General features: G+C 59.5%; 16 protein-coding genes. 9 read left to right on the top strand and 7 right to left on the bottom strand.

Going from position 1 to position 15,749, the window contains the following annotated elements:
• Nucleotides 1–183: 183 nt before the first annotated feature.
• From rpiA to T424_RS0103750, 4 genes are all read left to right on the top strand, one after another.
• Nucleotides 184–891 carry a ribose-5-phosphate isomerase RpiA gene (gene rpiA / locus T424_RS0103765; RefSeq protein WP_027486538.1) on the top strand — a complete coding sequence of 236 codons (708 nt, stop codon included), beginning with the start codon at nucleotides 184–186 and terminating at the stop codon, nucleotides 889–891.
• Nucleotides 892–1,173: 282 nt separating this feature from the next.
• Complete coding sequence (locus T424_RS0103760) at nucleotides 1,174–1,809, top strand: DUF2059 domain-containing protein (RefSeq protein WP_027486537.1); 636 nt, start codon at nucleotides 1,174–1,176, stop codon at nucleotides 1,807–1,809.
• Between the two features lie 178 nt (nucleotides 1,810–1,987).
• A complete protein-coding gene (gene gor, locus T424_RS0103755; RefSeq protein WP_027486536.1) occupies nucleotides 1,988–3,373 on the top strand; it encodes a glutathione-disulfide reductase in 1,386 nt (461 codons plus the stop codon).
• Nucleotides 3,374–3,667: 294 nt separating this feature from the next.
• On the top strand, nucleotides 3,668–5,044 hold the full coding sequence (locus tag T424_RS0103750; RefSeq protein ID WP_027486535.1) for a class II 3-deoxy-7-phosphoheptulonate synthase: 1,377 nt from the start codon (nucleotides 3,668–3,670) through the stop codon (nucleotides 5,042–5,044).
• Between the two features lie 68 nt (nucleotides 5,045–5,112).
• On the opposite strand, the gene T424_RS0103745 is transcribed toward T424_RS0103750, so the two are convergent.
• Nucleotides 5,113–5,592 carry a hemerythrin domain-containing protein gene (locus T424_RS0103745; protein ID WP_027486534.1) on the bottom strand — a complete coding sequence of 160 codons (480 nt, stop codon included), beginning with the start codon at nucleotides 5,590–5,592 and terminating at the stop codon, nucleotides 5,113–5,115.
• A gap of 362 nt (nucleotides 5,593–5,954) precedes the next feature.
• Here T424_RS0103745 and ccoN point away from each other — a divergent pair, with 362 nt between their 5' ends.
• From ccoN to ccoP, 4 genes are read left to right on the top strand one after another with little or no spacing between them, the layout of a single operon-like run.
• The gene (ccoN, locus tag T424_RS0103740) at nucleotides 5,955–7,598 is read left to right on the top strand and encodes a cytochrome-c oxidase, cbb3-type subunit I (RefSeq protein WP_037066467.1); all 1,644 of its coding nucleotides are present in this window, start codon (nucleotides 5,955–5,957) and stop codon (nucleotides 7,596–7,598) included.
• An 11-nt stretch (nucleotides 7,599–7,609) separates the two neighbouring features.
• Entirely contained in the window at nucleotides 7,610–8,341 is a 732-nt protein-coding gene (ccoO, locus tag T424_RS0103735) for a cytochrome-c oxidase, cbb3-type subunit II (protein ID WP_027486532.1), read from the top strand.
• Nucleotides 8,342–8,349: 8 nt separating this feature from the next.
• The gene (locus tag T424_RS20100; protein ID WP_037066462.1) at nucleotides 8,350–8,511 is read left to right on the top strand and encodes a CcoQ/FixQ family Cbb3-type cytochrome c oxidase assembly chaperone; all 162 of its coding nucleotides are present in this window, start codon (nucleotides 8,350–8,352) and stop codon (nucleotides 8,509–8,511) included.
• A 2-nt stretch (nucleotides 8,512–8,513) separates the two neighbouring features.
• Nucleotides 8,514–9,377: a cytochrome-c oxidase, cbb3-type subunit III gene (gene ccoP / locus T424_RS0103725; RefSeq protein ID WP_027486531.1), complete on the top strand. Its 864-nt coding sequence runs from the start codon at nucleotides 8,514–8,516 to the stop codon at nucleotides 9,375–9,377.
• Nucleotides 9,378–9,509: 132 nt separating this feature from the next.
• On the opposite strand, the gene T424_RS0103720 is transcribed toward ccoP, so the two are convergent.
• The 4 genes from T424_RS0103720 to T424_RS0103705 form a co-directional block, all read right to left on the bottom strand.
• The gene (locus T424_RS0103720; RefSeq protein WP_027486530.1) at nucleotides 9,510–10,397 is read right to left on the bottom strand and encodes an efflux RND transporter periplasmic adaptor subunit; all 888 of its coding nucleotides are present in this window, start codon (nucleotides 10,395–10,397) and stop codon (nucleotides 9,510–9,512) included.
• Nucleotides 10,398–10,502: 105 nt separating this feature from the next.
• Complete coding sequence (locus T424_RS0103715) at nucleotides 10,503–10,706, bottom strand: DUF1656 domain-containing protein (RefSeq protein ID WP_027486529.1); 204 nt, start codon at nucleotides 10,704–10,706, stop codon at nucleotides 10,503–10,505.
• A 4-nt stretch (nucleotides 10,707–10,710) separates the two neighbouring features.
• Entirely contained in the window at nucleotides 10,711–12,900 is a 2,190-nt protein-coding gene (locus T424_RS0103710) for an FUSC family protein (protein ID WP_084268374.1), read from the bottom strand.
• Complete coding sequence (locus T424_RS0103705) at nucleotides 12,900–13,367, bottom strand: MarR family winged helix-turn-helix transcriptional regulator (RefSeq protein WP_027486527.1); 468 nt, start codon at nucleotides 13,365–13,367, stop codon at nucleotides 12,900–12,902. The genes T424_RS0103710 and T424_RS0103705 overlap by 1 nt, the downstream gene beginning before the upstream one ends.
• Before the next feature lie 254 nt (nucleotides 13,368–13,621).
• Between T424_RS0103705 and T424_RS0103700 the strand changes: the two genes are divergently transcribed.
• The gene (locus tag T424_RS0103700) at nucleotides 13,622–13,885 is read left to right on the top strand and encodes a hypothetical protein (RefSeq protein WP_027486526.1); all 264 of its coding nucleotides are present in this window, start codon (nucleotides 13,622–13,624) and stop codon (nucleotides 13,883–13,885) included.
• A 40-nt stretch (nucleotides 13,886–13,925) separates the two neighbouring features.
• Here the strand turns inward: T424_RS0103700 and T424_RS20095 are convergent, their stop codons facing one another.
• Both T424_RS20095 and T424_RS0103690 read right to left on the bottom strand, forming a co-directional pair.
• Nucleotides 13,926–14,213 (bottom strand): DUF2188 domain-containing protein, encoded by a 288-nt coding sequence (locus T424_RS20095; protein ID WP_051558760.1) that lies wholly within the window; start codon nucleotides 14,211–14,213, stop codon nucleotides 13,926–13,928.
• A 96-nt stretch (nucleotides 14,214–14,309) separates the two neighbouring features.
• Nucleotides 14,310–15,557, bottom strand: coding sequence for a sugar MFS transporter (locus tag T424_RS0103690; RefSeq protein WP_027486525.1), 1,248 nt, complete (start codon nucleotides 15,555–15,557; stop codon nucleotides 14,310–14,312).
• Nucleotides 15,558–15,749 lie beyond the last annotated feature (192 nt).

The following is a 15,749-nucleotide window of genomic DNA, read 5'->3' as shown; positions in this document are numbered from 1 at the left end:
GGGATTTTGTCTCCGGTCGGTGAAATGCGTCGCCGCAAAGGGGTAGGGTGGATGGGAGAAAAATGCAATGTGCCTGCCCGGTGAGGCCATGGCGATAAGAGGGCTTTCGTTTGCCGGATGAGCCGTGTAATAGCAGGGCTCAGCCACGGTGATCGAGGTGGCCGATGCAGGGGAGACTGGCGCATGGATGTTCGGCAAATGAAGATAAAGGCTGCGGAAGCCGCCTTGTCTTACGTTGAGGACGGAATGCGCCTCGGCATCGGCACCGGCTCCACGGCTGAGGAATTCGTGCGTCTTCTCGCCGAAAAGGTGGCGGGCGGCATGAAGGTGGAGGGGGTTCCCACCTCCGAGCGCACCGCAAGGCTTTGCGTTGAACTGGGCGTGCCGCTGAAATCTCTCGATGAACTGCCGGAGCTTGACCTGACGATCGATGGCGCCGACGAGCTGGATGGCGATCTGACACTGGTAAAGGGCGGGGGAGCAGCCCTTCTCCGGGAAAAGATCGTTGCAGCGGCTTCCGCCCGCATGATCGTGATTGCCGATGAAACCAAGGTCGTGGATATGCTGGGCGCTTTCCCGCTTCCCATCGAGATCAATAGTTTTGGCGCCGTTGCCACGCGCATAGCCATTGAAAAGGCCGCCTCCCGGCTTGGTCTTTCCGGCACCCTTTCGCTGCGAAAGACCGGCGACGAAACGCTGACGACCGATGGCGGCCATTACATCATAGATGCTTCTTTTGGCCGCATTCCTGATGCAGTGGCACTTTCGGCAGCCCTGCACGCGATTCCCGGCGTGGTCGAGCACGGTCTTTTCATTGGCATGGCATCGCTTGCTGTCGTTGCTGGACCCTCGGGGGCGCGGGTTCTTGCGCCGCGGGGCAGGCAGGCGTAAGGCGGGCCTTTCTTGCTTACATGGCATAATCCGACCGGAGTGAAACGAGGATCGACAAGATTATGCCTTTAAAATAAAGCGTTAGAGCGCCGGTCTGATGTCGTCAGGTCGAAAAGTGCTCTAATGCGGCATCGGGCCGCTATCCTCTGGCGAGACGATGTTGCGGGTTGCTTGCATTGCTCTCAAGGGGGCGAAAGTGGCCTTTCACCGGGATTTACGCATGTCCGGATGGAAAACCGCGGGCGCGGACTTCCGGAGATGTTTTAGAAGGAGCATGAGTTTATGAAGACATATCAAGCTTTCGGCCGCGTCACCGCCGGGTTTCTCGTTGCGGCGTCGCTTTTGGCTGCTCCCGCCGTCAGGGCGCAGGATGTGCCTGAAGAGCGTATCCAGATGGCGCGCAGCGCTATTACCGCGCTTGGCGTTACCAATATCTTCGACAATATCCTGCCCAATCTTGCTGCCCGCCTGAAGGCGCAGCTCATTCAGGGCTATCCGAACCTTCAGGACCTCATCAACAAGACGGTTGACCAGCAGGCCATCGCGCTCGCTGCCCGTCGTGGCGATCTGGAAAAGGAGGCTGCCATTGTTTACGCAAAGGCCTTTACCGATGATGAACTGAAGCAGATTGCCACCTTCTTCGGCGGTTCTGCCGGCAAGAAGCTGCTGAACGACCAGCCGGTCGCCAATCGCGAGCTTGGCAAGGCCGCCGACATCTGGGCTGCCGGAATTGCCCGTGATCTGGAAAAGAACACCAATGACGCGCTGCTCAAGGTTGCTGGCGCCCAGTTGAAGGATGCAAAGATGCCGGCGGCTGAAGCGCCTGCCGCCCCTGCGGCGCCTGCCGCCAAGGCTCCGGCTCCGGCTGCGGCAACGCCAGCGCTGAAAATGCCGGCAGCGCCCGCTGCCAAGCCTTGATCGCTTGCCGGTATTCAGCGTTGCAACATCGAAAAGCTCGGTTCTTCCGGGCTTTTCTTTTTAAGGCTTACCTCCCATATAGGGGCAGGGCGCTTGGCGGCCCAAGACCTGTCCCCTACCATTTCCGGTCCACGCTCATTGCGCGTCTGGCTGTATCGTTCTTTTTCGGAGTTTTCCCATGGCTGAGTATGATTATGATCTGTTCGTCATTGGCGGCGGTTCGGGTGGCGTGCGCAGCGCGCGGCTTGCCGCATCCATGGGCAAGCGCGTGGCGATTGCCGAGGAATATCGCCTTGGCGGAACCTGCGTCATTCGCGGTTGCGTTCCGAAGAAGCTGTTCGTCTATGCCTCGCAATATCACGAGCATTTCGAAGATGCCGCAGGTTTTGGCTGGACAGTGGGCGAGACGCGCTTCGACTGGCAAAAGCTGATGGCCGCCAAGGATCAGGAAATCGCTCGCCTTGAAGGACTTTATCGCAAAGGCCTGGAAAATGCCGGGGCTGAAATCATTGAAAGCCGCGCGGTATTGACGGGCGCCAACAGCATTCGCATCCTTGCGACGGGTCGCGAGGTGACGGCGGAACGCATCTTGATTGCGGTGGGCGGCGCCCCCAATCCCCATGCTTCGCTGCCGGGCCACGAGCTTTGCATTTCCTCCAACGACGCCTTCCATCTGACGGCGTTGCCGAACGAAATCCTGATTGCGGGCGGCGGTTACATCGCCGTGGAATTTGCCAATATTTTCCATGGCCTTGGCGTCAAAACCACATTGATTTACCGTGGCGTTGAAATCCTCTCGAAGTTCGATGGCGATTTGCGCCGGGGTGTCCACAAGGCCATGGTGGACAAGGGCATTCGCATTATCACCGGCGACGTCATCGAAAAGGTCGAGAAGACCGAAAAGGGCCTTGTCGCAACGACGATGCACAATGGCGAGATTGTTGCAGGCCAGGTCATGCTGGCGCTGGGCCGTGACCCTCACACGAAGGGTCTGGGGCTTGAGGCCGCGGGCGTTGCGACCAACGGCAAGGGCGCAATTATCGTGGATGCCTATTCCCGCACCAATGTTCCCGGCATTTTTGCGCTTGGCGATGTGACGGACCGCGTGCAACTGACGCCAGTGGCCATTCACGAAGCCATGTGTTTCATCGAAACGGAATACCGGAACAATCCGACCTCTCCCGATCACGACCTGATCGCCACGGCTGTATTCTCGCAGCCGGAAATCGGCACGGTCGGTTACAGCGAGGAAGAGGCGGCCAAGGCCTTCGATGAGCTTGAGGTCTACCGCGCCGAATTCCGGCCGATGAAAGCCACGCTTTCCGGCCGGGCGGAAAAGGTCATCATGAAACTCATTGTCAACGCAGCCGACCGCAAGGTTATCGGCGCGCATATTCTGGGCCATGATGCCGGGGAAATGGCGCAGCTTCTGGGCATTACGCTGAAGGCTGGCTGCACCAAGGATGACTTCGATCGCACCATGGCCGTTCACCCGACCGCTGCGGAGGAACTGGTGACGATGTATACGCCGAGCTACCGCATTTCCAACGGTGCGCGCGTCTGAAGAGCTGGGATGAAAGCCTCGGAAACTTCCGCTTTTCATTCAGGTCTTAAAAGTTTATAAGCCCGCCATCCAGCGGCACCCGTGCAGACGGTCGCAGCCGGGCATCGCCGCCTTTAAACGAGGTTGCGGTACGAAACCTCGCGCCAACAGTCGGAAATGGTGCGATGGCGAGTTTGTCGTTCGTGCATCGGATGTTCCGGAAGCCGGTTTTGGCCGCGCGATCCGATGCTTCTATCGTTCCCTTTCATGCGTGCCGGAAAAAGTCCCGGCGCGCTCTAGATGCAGGTGAAGACCATGGCGCAGAATTGGACCCCGAGCAGCTGGAGGCAGAAGCCGATCAAGCAGGTTCCGGCCTATCCCGACCTCGAAGCGTTGAAGAAGGCCGAGCAGAAGCTCGCCTCTTATCCGCCGCTGGTCTTTGCCGGTGAAGCGCGCCGCTTGAAGAAGGCTCTTGCCAATGTTGCCGAGGGCAATGGCTTCCTGTTGCAGGGCGGCGATTGCGCCGAAAGCTTTGCCGAACATGGCGCCGATACCATTCGCGATTTCTTCCGCGCCTTCCTGCAAATGGCCGTGGTTCTCACCTTCGGTGCGCAACAGCCCGTGGTCAAGGTTGGCCGTATTGCCGGCCAGTTTGCCAAGCCGCGCTCTTCCGACATGGAAAAGCAGGGCGATGTGGAGCTGCCGAGCTACCGTGGCGACATCATCAACGGCATCGAATTCACCCCGGAAGACCGTATCCCGGATCCGCATCGCCAGCTGATGGCCTATCGCCAGTCCGCCGCGACGCTCAACCTGCTGCGCGCCTTTGCCATGGGTGGTTACGCCAATCTGGAAAACGTTCATCAGTGGATGCTGGGCTTCGTCAAGGATAGCCCGCAGGCCGACCGTTATCGCAAGCTGGCCGACCGGATCTCGGAAACCATGGACTTCATGAAGGCCGTTGGTATCACGTCCGACAACAATCCGAGCCTGCGCGAAACCGATTTCTTCACCAGCCATGAAGCGCTGCTGCTGGGCTATGAAGAATCGCTGACCCGTGTCGATTCCACCTCCGGCGACTGGTACGCCACCTCCGGCCACATGATCTGGATCGGCGACCGCACCCGTCAGGCAGATCATGCGCATATCGAATATTGCCGCGGCATCAAGAACCCGATCGGCCTGAAATGCGGCCCGTCCCTCCAGGCGGACGATCTGCTGAACCTGATCGACATCCTCAACCCGGCCAATGAAGCGGGACGTCTGACGCTGATTTGCCGCTTTGGCCATGACAAGGTTGCCGAACACCTGCCGCGCCTCATTCGCGCCGTCGAGCGCGAAGGCCGCAAGGTGGTGTGGTCCTGCGATCCGATGCATGGCAACACGATTACGCTCAACAACTACAAGACCCGCCCGTTCGAACGGGTTCTGTCGGAAGTGGAGAGCTTCTTCCAGATCCACCGCGCGGAGGGTTCGCATCCAGGCGGCATCCATATCGAGATGACCGGCAAGGATGTGACCGAATGCACCGGCGGCGCGCGTGCGCTTTCGGCCGAGGATCTTCAGGATCGGTATCACACCCATTGCGACCCGCGTCTGAATGCGGATCAGGCGCTGGAACTGGCCTTCCTTCTGGCAGAGCGCATGAAGGGCGGCCGTGACGAAAAGCGGCTGAAGGTCGCAGGGCTGTAAACTTGCTGTAAAAGAAAAAAACGCCGGTCGGGCTTGCCCAGACCGGCGTTTCTGTTTCAGGCCGCTCTTCAGAGCCCTGAAAGAATATGCTCTCTTTCGAAGGCGATGTGGCGGCGCAGGCCTTCGAAAAAGCCCCGCAACATGTAACCCACGGCCTCCATGTTGACGTTATCGCCGCTGCCCAGCCGCAGCAGCGCGTCAGTCAGTTCCTCGGCGAAGCATTCATCCTCGCAATGCTCGAATTTCAGCCGATGCAGCGTTTCCTGAAGATGCGGAATGGTCAGATTTTCCGCCAGCCATGGAAACAGCACCTGCTCCTCATAGTGGTGGGCGCCGCTGATGAGGGGCCCGAGCGCCTTGGCGGCATAGATGCATTTCTGGCGGTTGACGCTTGAGGGCAGGGAATCGGCAATTTCCTCCAGCTCCCGGCAAAGCGCCAATTGCTCCGAATGCGCGCTTTCCAGCCACACAAGCCCGGAGGAGCCTGCGGCGAGTGGCCCGGCGCAGTGGCGGTCATTGTCGTTAACGCCATCAGTTTTGGTCTGCATCCTGCTTCTCCGCCAGATGCCGGCGGGGAGATCGACTGATCCCGGCTGCCGGAGGTGTAATCCAGGGTTGTTACTGCATAATTCCTTAAATCGGAATCGATTTAAGGTAAAAATTATGCAGCAGTTTTAAAGTGTTACAGCGTCCTTCGTGCGTTTGATAAAACGCACGGCGCTGTAATGGAAGGGGGTGCGAACCGGTTCGTCGCAAACCCTTCCTCTCATGCTCCTGTATCCTTCCCCGCCCCCTGAAATGCATTGATCCAAATCAAGGCTCCTGGCCGCACCCAATGGCAAACCTGCATATGACGCGGAGCCCATGCGCGACTCTGCTCTTGCACACCAAGCGTTGGGGGATGCCAACAATGAATTACACTTTCGAGACCATGGTGCTGGCCGTAATGGCCTTCGCCGCGCTGCTCGGGGCGGGTTTCGCCTATGACAGCCTTTTTGCCGCCCATATGTGGGTGGCTTTCGTCGTGCTGCTGATCGGCACGATCTTCATGCTGCGCCACATCAAGTTCCAGCCGCGCGCCGCCGTTATCGGGCAGCAGCGCGCTGTTGCCGCGTCGAAAGCGGAATATTTCGACGATCCGATCCGTTTCGGCGTCATCGCCACGGTGTTCTGGGGCGTTGTCGGTTTTCTGGTGGGCGTGCTGATTGCCGCCCAGCTTGCCTTTCCCGATCTCAATGTGGCGCCGTGGTTCAACTTCGGCCGTCTGCGTCCGCTGCACACCTCCGGCGTGATCTTCGCCTTTGGCGGCAATGCGCTGATCGCCACGTCCTTCTATGTTGTCCAGCGCACATGTCGGCAGCGCCTGTTTGGCGGCACGCTCGGCTGGTTCGTGTTCTGGGGCTATAATCTCTTCATCGTCATGGCTGCCACCGGCTATCTGCTGGGCATTACGCAAGGCCGTGAATATGCCGAACCCGAATGGTATGTGGACCTGTTCCTCACCATCGTCTGGGTCGGCTATCTCATTGCCTTCCTCGGCACGATCCTGACCCGCAAGGAGCCGCATATTTATGTGGCCAACTGGTTCTATCTTGCCTTCATCGTCACCATTGCCATGCTGCATATCGTCAACAATCTGGCGATCCCGGTTTCCTTCCTCGGCGTGAAGAGCTATTCGGCCTTCTCCGGCGTGCAGGATGCCCTGACGCAATGGTGGTATGGCCACAATGCCGTGGGCTTCTTCCTGACTGCTGGCTTCCTGGGCATGATGTATTATTTCGTGCCGAAGCAGGCAGGCCGTCCGGTCTATTCCTATCGGCTGTCGATCATCCACTTCTGGGCTCTGATCTTCATGTATATCTGGGCCGGTCCGCACCATCTGCATTACACCGCCCTGCCGGATTGGGCGCAGACGCTGGGCATGGTCTTCTCCATCATGCTGTGGATGCCCTCCTGGGGCGGCATGATCAACGGCCTGATGACGCTTTCGGGCGCCTGGGACAAGATCCGCACCGATCCGATTATCCGCATGATGGTGATTGCCATTGCCTTCTACGGCATGTCCACCTTCGAAGGCCCGATGATGTCGATCAAGACGGTGAACTCGCTCAGCCACTATACCGAATGGACCATCGGCCACGTTCACTCCGGCGCGCTTGGCTGGGTCGGCATGATTACCTTCGGTGCGGTCTATTACCTCACGCCGAAACTCTGGCACCGCGAGCGCCTCTATTCGCTGCGCCTCGTCAACTGGCACTTCTGGCTCGCCACGCTCGGCATCGTCGTCTACGCCGCCGTCATGTGGGTGGCCGGTATTCAGCAGGGCCTGATGTGGCGCGAATACGATAATCAGGGCTTCCTGGTCTATTCCTTCGCCGAAGTCGTTGCTGCCATGTTCCCCTATTACGTGCTGCGCACGCTTGGCGGGGCCATGTATCTGGCCGGTGGCATCATCATGGCCTGGAACGTTTTCATGACCATTCGTGGCCATCAGCGGGTTGAAGCGCCCATTCCGGGTGCCGTCATGCCGGCTCATGCCCAGCCTGCCGAATAAGGAGGACTGCCATGTCCATTCTTGATAAACACCAGATTCTCGAAAAGAACGCCAGCCTTCTGCTTCTCGGCTCGCTGCTTGTCGTCACCATTGGCGGCATCGTGGAAATCGCACCGCTCTTCTACCTTCAGAACACCATCGAAAAGGTGGAAGGGATGCGCCCCTACAGCCCGCTGGAACTGGCGGGCCGCGACATCTACATCCGCGAAGGATGCTATCTCTGCCATAGCCAGATGATCCGCCCCTTCCGCGATGAAGTGGAGCGTTACGGCCACTATTCGCTGGCGGCCGAAAGCATGTACGACCATCCGTTCCAATGGGGCTCGAAGCGGACAGGGCCTGACCTTGCCCGCGTCGGCGACCGCTATTCCAACGAATGGCACGTCCAGCATCTGAGCGATCCTCGCTCTGTCGTGCCGGAATCGATCATGCCGAAATATGCCTTCCTGAAGGAAACGCCGCTGAAGATCACCAATGTCTCCATGGACCTGAAGGTGAACAGCGAGGTTGGCGTGCCCTACAGCCAGGACATGATCGACAACGCCAAGGCCGACCTTGCCGCCCAGGCCGATCCCAATGCCGATACGGCGGGCCTGCTTGCCCGCTATCCCAAGGCCAAGACCGGCGATTTCGACGGTGATCCCACCCGCGTCACCGAAATGGATGCCCTGATTGCCTATCTGCAAATGCTCGGCACGCTGGTGGACTTCACCAAGTATGACGACGCAACCGGCTATCGGTGAGGTGGATCATGGACGAAACCGAACTCTACACGGCCATGCGTCACTTTGCCGATAGCTGGGGCCTTTTGGCCATGGCCCTTTTCTTTGTCGGCGCAGTCATCTTCGCCTTGCGGCCCGGCGGCAAGAAGCACGCCGATGAAGCCGCCAGCATCCCTCTGAGGGAGGACTAATCATGTCGGAAAAACACATTGACGAAATCAGCGGCGTCGAAACCACCGGCCACGAGTGGGACGGTATCCGCGAGCTGAACAATCCCATGCCGCGCTGGTGGGTCTATACCTTCTATGCCACCATCGTCTGGGCCATTGGCTATACCGTGGTCTATCCGGCCTGGCCAACCCTGACCGGCAACACCAAGGGCTTGTTCGGCTACACCAACCGCGCGGCAGTGACGGAAGAAGTGGCGGCGGCCAAACAGGCCCAAGCCGTCTTTACCGACAAGATCGCCTCTCTGCCGGTGGGTGATATTCTGGTGGACAAGGATCTTGCCCAGTTTGCCGTCGCTGGCGGTGCTGCTGCCTTCAAGGTCAACTGCACGCCCTGCCACGGCTCCGGCGCGGCAGGCGGGCCGGGCTATCCCAACCTCAATGACGACGACTGGCTGTGGGGTGGCGACATCAACGCCATCTACTCCACCCTTCAGCACGGCATTCGCTATACCAGCGATCCTGAAACCCGCATCTCTGAAATGCCCGCATTTGCAGAGATTCTGAAGCCGGATGAAATCCGGCAGGTCGCAGCCTATGTGGTCAGCCTCTCCGGCAAGGCCTCGAACGAGGCGCTGGTTGCGCCGGGCAAGGCGGTCTTCGACGCCAATTGCGTTGCCTGCCATGGCGAAAAGGCAGAGGGCAACCGCGATGTCGGCGCGCCCAACCTGTCTGACGCCATCTGGCTGAAGGTAAAGGGCGAGACCGAGATTGCCCAGCAGGTTGCCCATCCCAGGCACGGTGTCATGCCGGCATGGACGGCACGTCTTGGCGATACAACCGTGAAGCAATTGGCCGTTTACGTTCACTCGCTGGGCGGTGGCGAATAAAAGCAGCGCCTTGCCGGTTTCATGGAAGCAGGCAGGGCGCTTCAGATTATGCCTTTTCTGAAAATGCTTTGGTCACGCCGCAAGCAAAAAGCTGCGGCGTGACATTCATTTCAGCATCTCTCATCCATCAGCTTACTTTGCGGCATTCGCCGTGGGGGCGCTGCCCAGAATTTCCACGGTTGCGGTCTGACCGGAAATCAAGGGCATGTCCTTTGGCACGCCATCCAGACGAATGCGAACCGGCACGCGCTGGGCAAGGCGCACCCAATTGAAGGTGGGAGTGATGTTGACCAGAAGCCCGGTGGAGGAAGAGCGCTCGCGGTCTTCGATGCCGGTTGCGATACTGTCCACCGTTCCTTCCAGAACACCATCACGCCCCAGAAGATGCACGCGGGCGCGGGCACCGGGCTGAATGCGCGGCAGCTTGTTTTCCTCGAAATAGCCTTCCACCCGCAGCGAATCCGTATTGACCACCGCTACTTTGGCGGTTCCGGCAGAGACATAATCCCCCGGTTGCAGCGAAAGATTGGTGACGGTGCCGTTCACGGTGGAGCGCACATCGGTGCGTTCGAGATTGAGGCTGGCAATATCGCGGGAGGCCACTGCCTGCCGGTAGGTAGCGGCGGCCTGTTCTTCGGTAGAAATGGCCTTGTCTCTTGCCTGCTCCGTGGCGGAATCGCCCAGCCGCTCCTGACGCTGGCGCTCGCGCGTGGCTTCGGCAAGGCTGGATTGCGCAAGTTGCAGGGAGGCTTCAGCCTGCTGCAAGGCAAGCTCGAAGCGCTTGCGATCGACGCGAAAGAGAATATCGCCCTTGCGAACCGGCTGGTTGTCGATGGCCATGACGTCGCTGACGAGGCCTGACACGTCGGGTGCGATATTCACCACATCGGCCCGCACCTTGCCATCGCGCGTCCAGGGCTCTTCCATGTAGAAATTCCAGAGATTGCGGGCGGCTAACAGCGCCGCGGCCACGAAGATCAGGGTTACGGCCACCCGGCCAAGGAGTTTCAGCGTATTCATCACCAGTTCCAGCGGTTGATAGCGTGTTGAGGCAAGGCGTTTTCAAAGTGCACCTTGCGAGAATGCCCAAAGGCATGAATTGCGGAGAAGCCTGCGGAGCAAGCGTTACAGGGAGCGGGTCAAGGCGGCGATGCCCCCCAGCAGAATGACATAGAGGGCAATGTCGAACAGGCCACGATGCCAGACCATGCGATAAAAGCCGATCCAGCCCAGGATGCGCCGGAGGATCATGTTGAGAACGAGCGCCAGCAACATCAGAAGCAGCAGGCGAGGCACGAGGAGCCCGAAAAAGTCGAAATCGATTTGCATGATATTACTCTGCGGCAGGCTGGAGCGAGGAGGAAGGCAGGGCGGCATTCAGCGCGTCCGGTGGTGCCGCATGGGGAAACAGCACCCGGCGCAGGCCAACCAGCGAATTGACCGCCTTCTGACTTTGGGCGGGCGCGCCATCCAGCGGCAGGGCATCCAGTGCCGTGTCGATTGCCGCCAGAAGCGAGGGTGGCGATGGAAGAGGGCGGGCAGCGCGCACCTGCTGGCGGTAATGGCCGGCAATCTGGCTCAGCACCTCATCCACCCTTGCGGCGCCGGCAGGCGTGAAAGCGCCGCGCTCTTCCTGCAAGGTCAGCACGTTGAAGCCCAGCCGGACATCGGCCAATCCGTCCACGGCCTGAATATCCTGCGTTGTTATGGTGGAAAGCCGCGGTACAAGCTGGCCGAGACGGTCGAGAAGCCGGGCGGCCAGCCGGTCCTGATCCACCATGCTGCGGCCGGCCGCCGTTGCGGCAAGATCGCGCCAGCCCTGCATGAGCAGGCGTCTGGCGGCAAGCTCCACGCCGAAGGGCCGCGTTGCCATGACCCAGACCAGCGCGAAGCCAACACCCAGAACGGTGGAGAGCGAACTGTTGGCGAAGGTCAGCATGTCAGCGCTATAGGCATCCTGAATGGCAATGAACGAGGCATTGTTGACCGCCATCAGCATGGCAATGGTCGTGAGCGCCGGATTGGTCATCTGAAGGCCCAGAAGCAGAAAGATGGGCGCGAAGACCACCACCAGCATTTCATAGCTGTTGACCATCGGCAGAATGCCGAAAATATAAACAAAGGAGGTGAGGATGGCCACGCCTGTCCAGATGAGCATGGACATGATTTGTGGACCGGGCCGATCCTGCGCGGCAAAAAACGAGGACGCGACGGCGCACATGGCCACAAAGCCTGCCCCCTGATCCCAGCCGAGAAAAATCCAGATCATGCAGGCGGCGAAAATGCCAGCCACCACCGTGCCAGCCTTGATGGCAAGCAGGGCATGATCGTAATGGCGGGCGCCCGCTGCAATTCTCCGTTCGCGAAAGACCGGTTGAAATTGACCGGCCTGACCGGGATTGCCCATGGTGTCGCGCAGGGTAAGGCAATCCTGCCAGAGCTGCACCACTTCCTTCAGGCGGGCCAGAACGCCGGAGAGCAGCAGAGGATACCACGTCTGGCGACCGTGAAGCGCGCCAAGACGCTCGATCTCGATCAGAAGATCATGGGCGCCTTCATCCTTTGAGCTGGCGGCTCCCTGTTTCATCCAGTCAGCGGCGCGGTTCAGGAGGAGGCGCAGGTCTTCCGGCAGAGGAACCTGGGCTCCTGCCTCGCCGTAAGGCTGGCGAAGGGCATGGAGACGATCGGCAAGACCGGAGAAAACCGGCAGAAGCATCAACAGACGGCTGCGCAGGTCGCGGGCCTCGCGCACAACGTCTCTGGTTGCGGGGTCGTAGCCGAGCTGGCTGATGACCTGATCCAGTGCGGCAACATCGGTGGCAAGCTTCTGGCGATTGAGCGGTGTGGTTGGGGTGGCGCCTTCGCCGCGCAAAATATCCTCTGCCCAGGCGCCTGCATCGGCAAGCCAGCCATCCACCTGATCGCGAAAGATCGTGCCAACACTGGAGGGCAGAAAAATGGTGTTTACGAAGCTGGCGCAAAGAATGCCAAGGGTGATTTCCTCCGTGCGGGCCAGTGCCAGATCGAAGACGCTGGCGGGCGAACTGACGGCAGGCAGGGCAATGAGCGGCAGCGTATAGCCTGCCAGCATGAACACATAGCTGCGCGCGCTGCGGTCCAGCATGGAGATGAACAGCAAACTGCCCGTCCACAGCGCCACCACCAGCGACAGCAGTTCCGGCGCGTTGACGAAGACGGGCACGAAGGCAACCGCCGCGACCGCGCCCAGAATGGTGCCGAGACAGCGATAGAGCGCCTTGGATTTCGTGGCGCCGGAAAAGGGGCTGGATACGATATAGACAGCCGATACCGCCCAGTAGGGCCGGGAAAGGTCGAATGCCAGTGCGATATAAAGCGCAAGCATGGCGGCAATGAAGGCCTTGAAGGAAAAAAGCCAATCCCGCCATGTATGGCGCCTGCGTGTTTCGGTGAAAAGCACTGGCGCTCTCAAGCGCTGTGTTAACGTGGCCAGCAAGGCAACCGGGTTTTCAGCCTTTGCCGAAGGCACTCCATGGCGCAACATCAAGCCTCTCCCCTGGTGCGTGCCGAGCGTGCCGCCGCACAACGGTCGTTGAAAACTGTGATAACGCGAAGGGCCGTTTCAAGGTCCGCCAGCGGAATGTCATGCAGCAGGCGGCTTCGTTCCTCATCCAGAAGCGCCTCAAGCTTTCCTGCCATTTCCTCGCCGGCAGAGGTGAGCCACAAGCCCTTGGCGCGCCGGTCGGTGGGATCGTCCTTGCGCAGAATGTAGCCCATGCCCTCCAGCTGATCCAGAAGCCGGACTAGCGATGCGCCCTCGATCCCGATCTGTTCGGCGAGTGCGATCTGGCGCACGCCCCCACCCATCCGGCCGATCCACAATAGCGGGGCGGCGGTGGCTTCGGAAATGGCGTGTTCGCTCAAAGCGGCGTCGATGCAGCGGCGCCATAATCTGGCAGCGGCAAACAGCCGGGTGGTGAAGGAGCGGTGCGATGGTTCATCCTGTGTCATGGGTAATAAGTAGGATATAAATAATTAGCTTTCAAACTATTTCTCTTTGCATGGAACGCATGGCAGCCTTCCGTTACCGGCAACAAAATTTGCGTAACGTTTCCGGCATTTGACCCGTGTGCCAGGCGCTGCGGGGGAACTTCATGGCGAAAGGCGGGTTGGTCATCATGACCGGTGGCGACCTCCGCTTGCCTTAGCCGTGCTTCTTGCGGCGCCGGTCGCAACAATGCGGGCAAGCTGCGCAGGAGAAAGCCATGACCACATCGCAAACCACAACCGATCATCAACAGATCCGCCAGTGGGTCGAAGAACGCGGTGGTCATCCTTCCGTAGTCCGCAGCGAGGGAAAGGGCGGTATACTGCGAATTGATTTCGGTGAGGGCGAGGAAGGGCTGGAACAGATCGGCTGGGAGGAATTCCTGTCCATCTTCGATGACAACAAGCTGGCATTCCTGTTTCAGGAAAAAACTGCTGACGGTCAGGACAGCCGTTTCAACAAATTCATCGATCGGCAGTAAAAACCTTCCGTGCTTTCTGGAAGCACGGAAAGCTTGTCATTCAATGTTTATCGACGTCTTCAGGCGGAATTGCCTGTTCCTGCGCGGCAACATCGTCCACCACTTCGGTTTCCGGCCTGTCGCCGCCGCTGGCATGTTCCGTGCGCCAGGTGCCATCGCCAAGCTGATAGGTGATCTCCGCATCCCGGCCTTCCAGATGCTGCCGCTCGGCGGCGTCACGTGCGGCCTTCAGTGCAGTTTCATGGTCCGGAAAGGGTTCGGACCAGACATCGCGGAGCCTGTAGGCATAACCGCCATCATGTTCGCCGACGTGATAGGTAATCTGCATGGCATGTCTCCTGTTATTCAAGACCATGCAACAGTCGCGGCGGCCATTTGGTTCCGCCGCGATGTTTACCGCTAAAACCGGTTGGCGCCCGAAACCTTATGTTCTGACGCGCGAGCCGATCAGCCCGTAAAAGGCGATATAGGCATAGCACAGGATGGGCATGAGAAAGGCAAGGTGAATGCCGACGGTATCCGCCAGAGCCCCCTGAATGACAGGCAGAATGGCGCCTCCGACGATGGCAAGGCACAAAATGCCCGATCCCTGGCTGGTGTGCCTACCCAAGCCCTTCAGCGCCAGGCTGAAAATCGTCGGGAACATGATGGAGTTGAAGAAGCCCACGGCAAGCACGGTCCACATCGCCACATGCCCGGTGGACAGCACCGTTGCCAGCAGCAGCAGGCCCGCTGCCACGGCATTGATGGCCAGCGCCTTGCCGTCATCGATATAGCGCATGGCGAATGAGCCGATGAAACGCCCGATCATGGCGCCGCCCCAGAAATAGGAGACGTAATGGGCTGCATCCTGCTCCGAAAGCCCGGCAATGGATGGATCGGCCAGAAAGTTCACCAGAAAGCTGCCGACGCTGACTTCGCCGCCGACATAGACGAAAATGCCGATGGCGCCCAGCACGAGGTGGCGATATTGCCAGGCTGAGCCGCCCGTTTCGCCCGCATGGGCCGCATCGTCCTCGCCCTCTACGGCAGGCAGACGAAGAGCGGCAAAGAGGGCGGCAAGCAGGAGCAGGGCCGCCGCCAGCAGCAGATAGGGAAATTTGACGGCATCGGCTTCCGCTTCGGCGGCCTGCGTGGCGGCCGAGAAAATCAGCAGGGCGCCAAAGCTTGGCGCAACCGTGGTGCCGAGCGAGTTGAAGGCCTGTGTCAGCGTCAGGCGGCTGGCGGATGTTTCCGGGGGGCCGAGAACCGTGACATAGGGATTGGCGGCAACCTGAAGAATGGTGATGCCCGATGCCAGCACGAACAGGGCCGCGAGAAACAGGCCGTAAACGCGAAGGCTTGCTGCCGGAATGAACAGCGCGCAGCCAATGGCGGCCACCATCAGGCCCGTCACGATGCCCCACTTGTAGGAAATCCGCTTGACCAAAGCACCCGCAGGCAACGACACGATGAAATAGGCGCCGAAAAAGCAGAACTGGATCAGCATCGCCTGTGTGTAGCTGAGATGAAAGACATTCTTCAGATGGGGAATGAGAATGTCGTTGAGGCAGGTGATGAGGCCCCAGAGGAAAAACAAGGAAGTGAGGGCCATCAGCGCGCCGGTATAGGAGCGGCCGCCCTTGGTTGCGGCGCTGGAGCGTGATGCTGCGCCCGTTTGAAGTCCTGCCATTTTTTCGGTTCTTTTCTTGTGCGGCGATGGAAACATGGCCACAGGTTGATGTTGCGGCTGAAAATACTGCATGGAAGCAGCATGGCCGGAGGGCCTTCAGCCATCGGGCCAATTAGCGCCCATGCCAGCCCTTCTCAAGAACCTGGATCAAAAAGGACTATTTTTTTGAATAGAGCGCCTTTCGATCCTCGT

Origin of the sequence: Allorhizobium undicola ORS 992 = ATCC 700741 (genome assembly GCF_000621665.1) — a bacterium.
GTDB classification, from domain to species: Bacteria; Pseudomonadota; Alphaproteobacteria; order Rhizobiales; family Rhizobiaceae; genus Allorhizobium; species Allorhizobium undicola.
Note: the sequence above shows the minus strand (reverse complement) of the source record. Positions and strands in the feature narration are given on the sequence as shown.

What these genes read in the sequence shown, in the direction of transcription:
- rpiA (WP_027486538.1), top strand. Translation starts at nt 184, where the DNA reads ATGGATGTTCGGCAAATGAAGATAAAGGCTGCGGAAGCCGCCTTGTCT.
- T424_RS0103760 (WP_027486537.1), top strand. Translation starts at nt 1,174, where the DNA reads ATGAAGACATATCAAGCTTTCGGCCGCGTCACCGCCGGGTTTCTCGTT.
- gor (WP_027486536.1), top strand. Translation starts at nt 1,988, where the DNA reads ATGGCTGAGTATGATTATGATCTGTTCGTCATTGGCGGCGGTTCGGGT.
- T424_RS0103750 (WP_027486535.1), top strand. Translation starts at nt 3,668, where the DNA reads ATGGCGCAGAATTGGACCCCGAGCAGCTGGAGGCAGAAGCCGATCAAG.
- T424_RS0103745 (WP_027486534.1), bottom strand. Translation starts at nt 5,592, where the DNA reads ATGCAGACCAAAACTGATGGCGTTAACGACAATGACCGCCACTGCGCC.
- ccoN (WP_037066467.1), top strand. Translation starts at nt 5,955, where the DNA reads ATGAATTACACTTTCGAGACCATGGTGCTGGCCGTAATGGCCTTCGCC.
- ccoO (WP_027486532.1), top strand. Translation starts at nt 7,610, where the DNA reads ATGTCCATTCTTGATAAACACCAGATTCTCGAAAAGAACGCCAGCCTT.
- T424_RS20100 (WP_037066462.1), top strand. Translation starts at nt 8,350, where the DNA reads ATGGACGAAACCGAACTCTACACGGCCATGCGTCACTTTGCCGATAGC.
- ccoP (WP_027486531.1), top strand. Translation starts at nt 8,514, where the DNA reads ATGTCGGAAAAACACATTGACGAAATCAGCGGCGTCGAAACCACCGGC.
- T424_RS0103720 (WP_027486530.1), bottom strand. Translation starts at nt 10,397, where the DNA reads ATGAATACGCTGAAACTCCTTGGCCGGGTGGCCGTAACCCTGATCTTC.
- T424_RS0103715 (WP_027486529.1), bottom strand. Translation starts at nt 10,706, where the DNA reads ATGCAAATCGATTTCGACTTTTTCGGGCTCCTCGTGCCTCGCCTGCTG.
- T424_RS0103710 (WP_084268374.1), bottom strand. Translation starts at nt 12,900, where the DNA reads ATGTTGCGCCATGGAGTGCCTTCGGCAAAGGCTGAAAACCCGGTTGCC.
- T424_RS0103705 (WP_027486527.1), bottom strand. Translation starts at nt 13,367, where the DNA reads ATGACACAGGATGAACCATCGCACCGCTCCTTCACCACCCGGCTGTTT.
- T424_RS0103700 (WP_027486526.1), top strand. Translation starts at nt 13,622, where the DNA reads ATGACCACATCGCAAACCACAACCGATCATCAACAGATCCGCCAGTGG.
- T424_RS20095 (WP_051558760.1), bottom strand. Translation starts at nt 14,213, where the DNA reads ATGCAGATTACCTATCACGTCGGCGAACATGATGGCGGTTATGCCTAC.
- T424_RS0103690 (WP_027486525.1), bottom strand. Translation starts at nt 15,557, where the DNA reads ATGGCAGGACTTCAAACGGGCGCAGCATCACGCTCCAGCGCCGCAACC.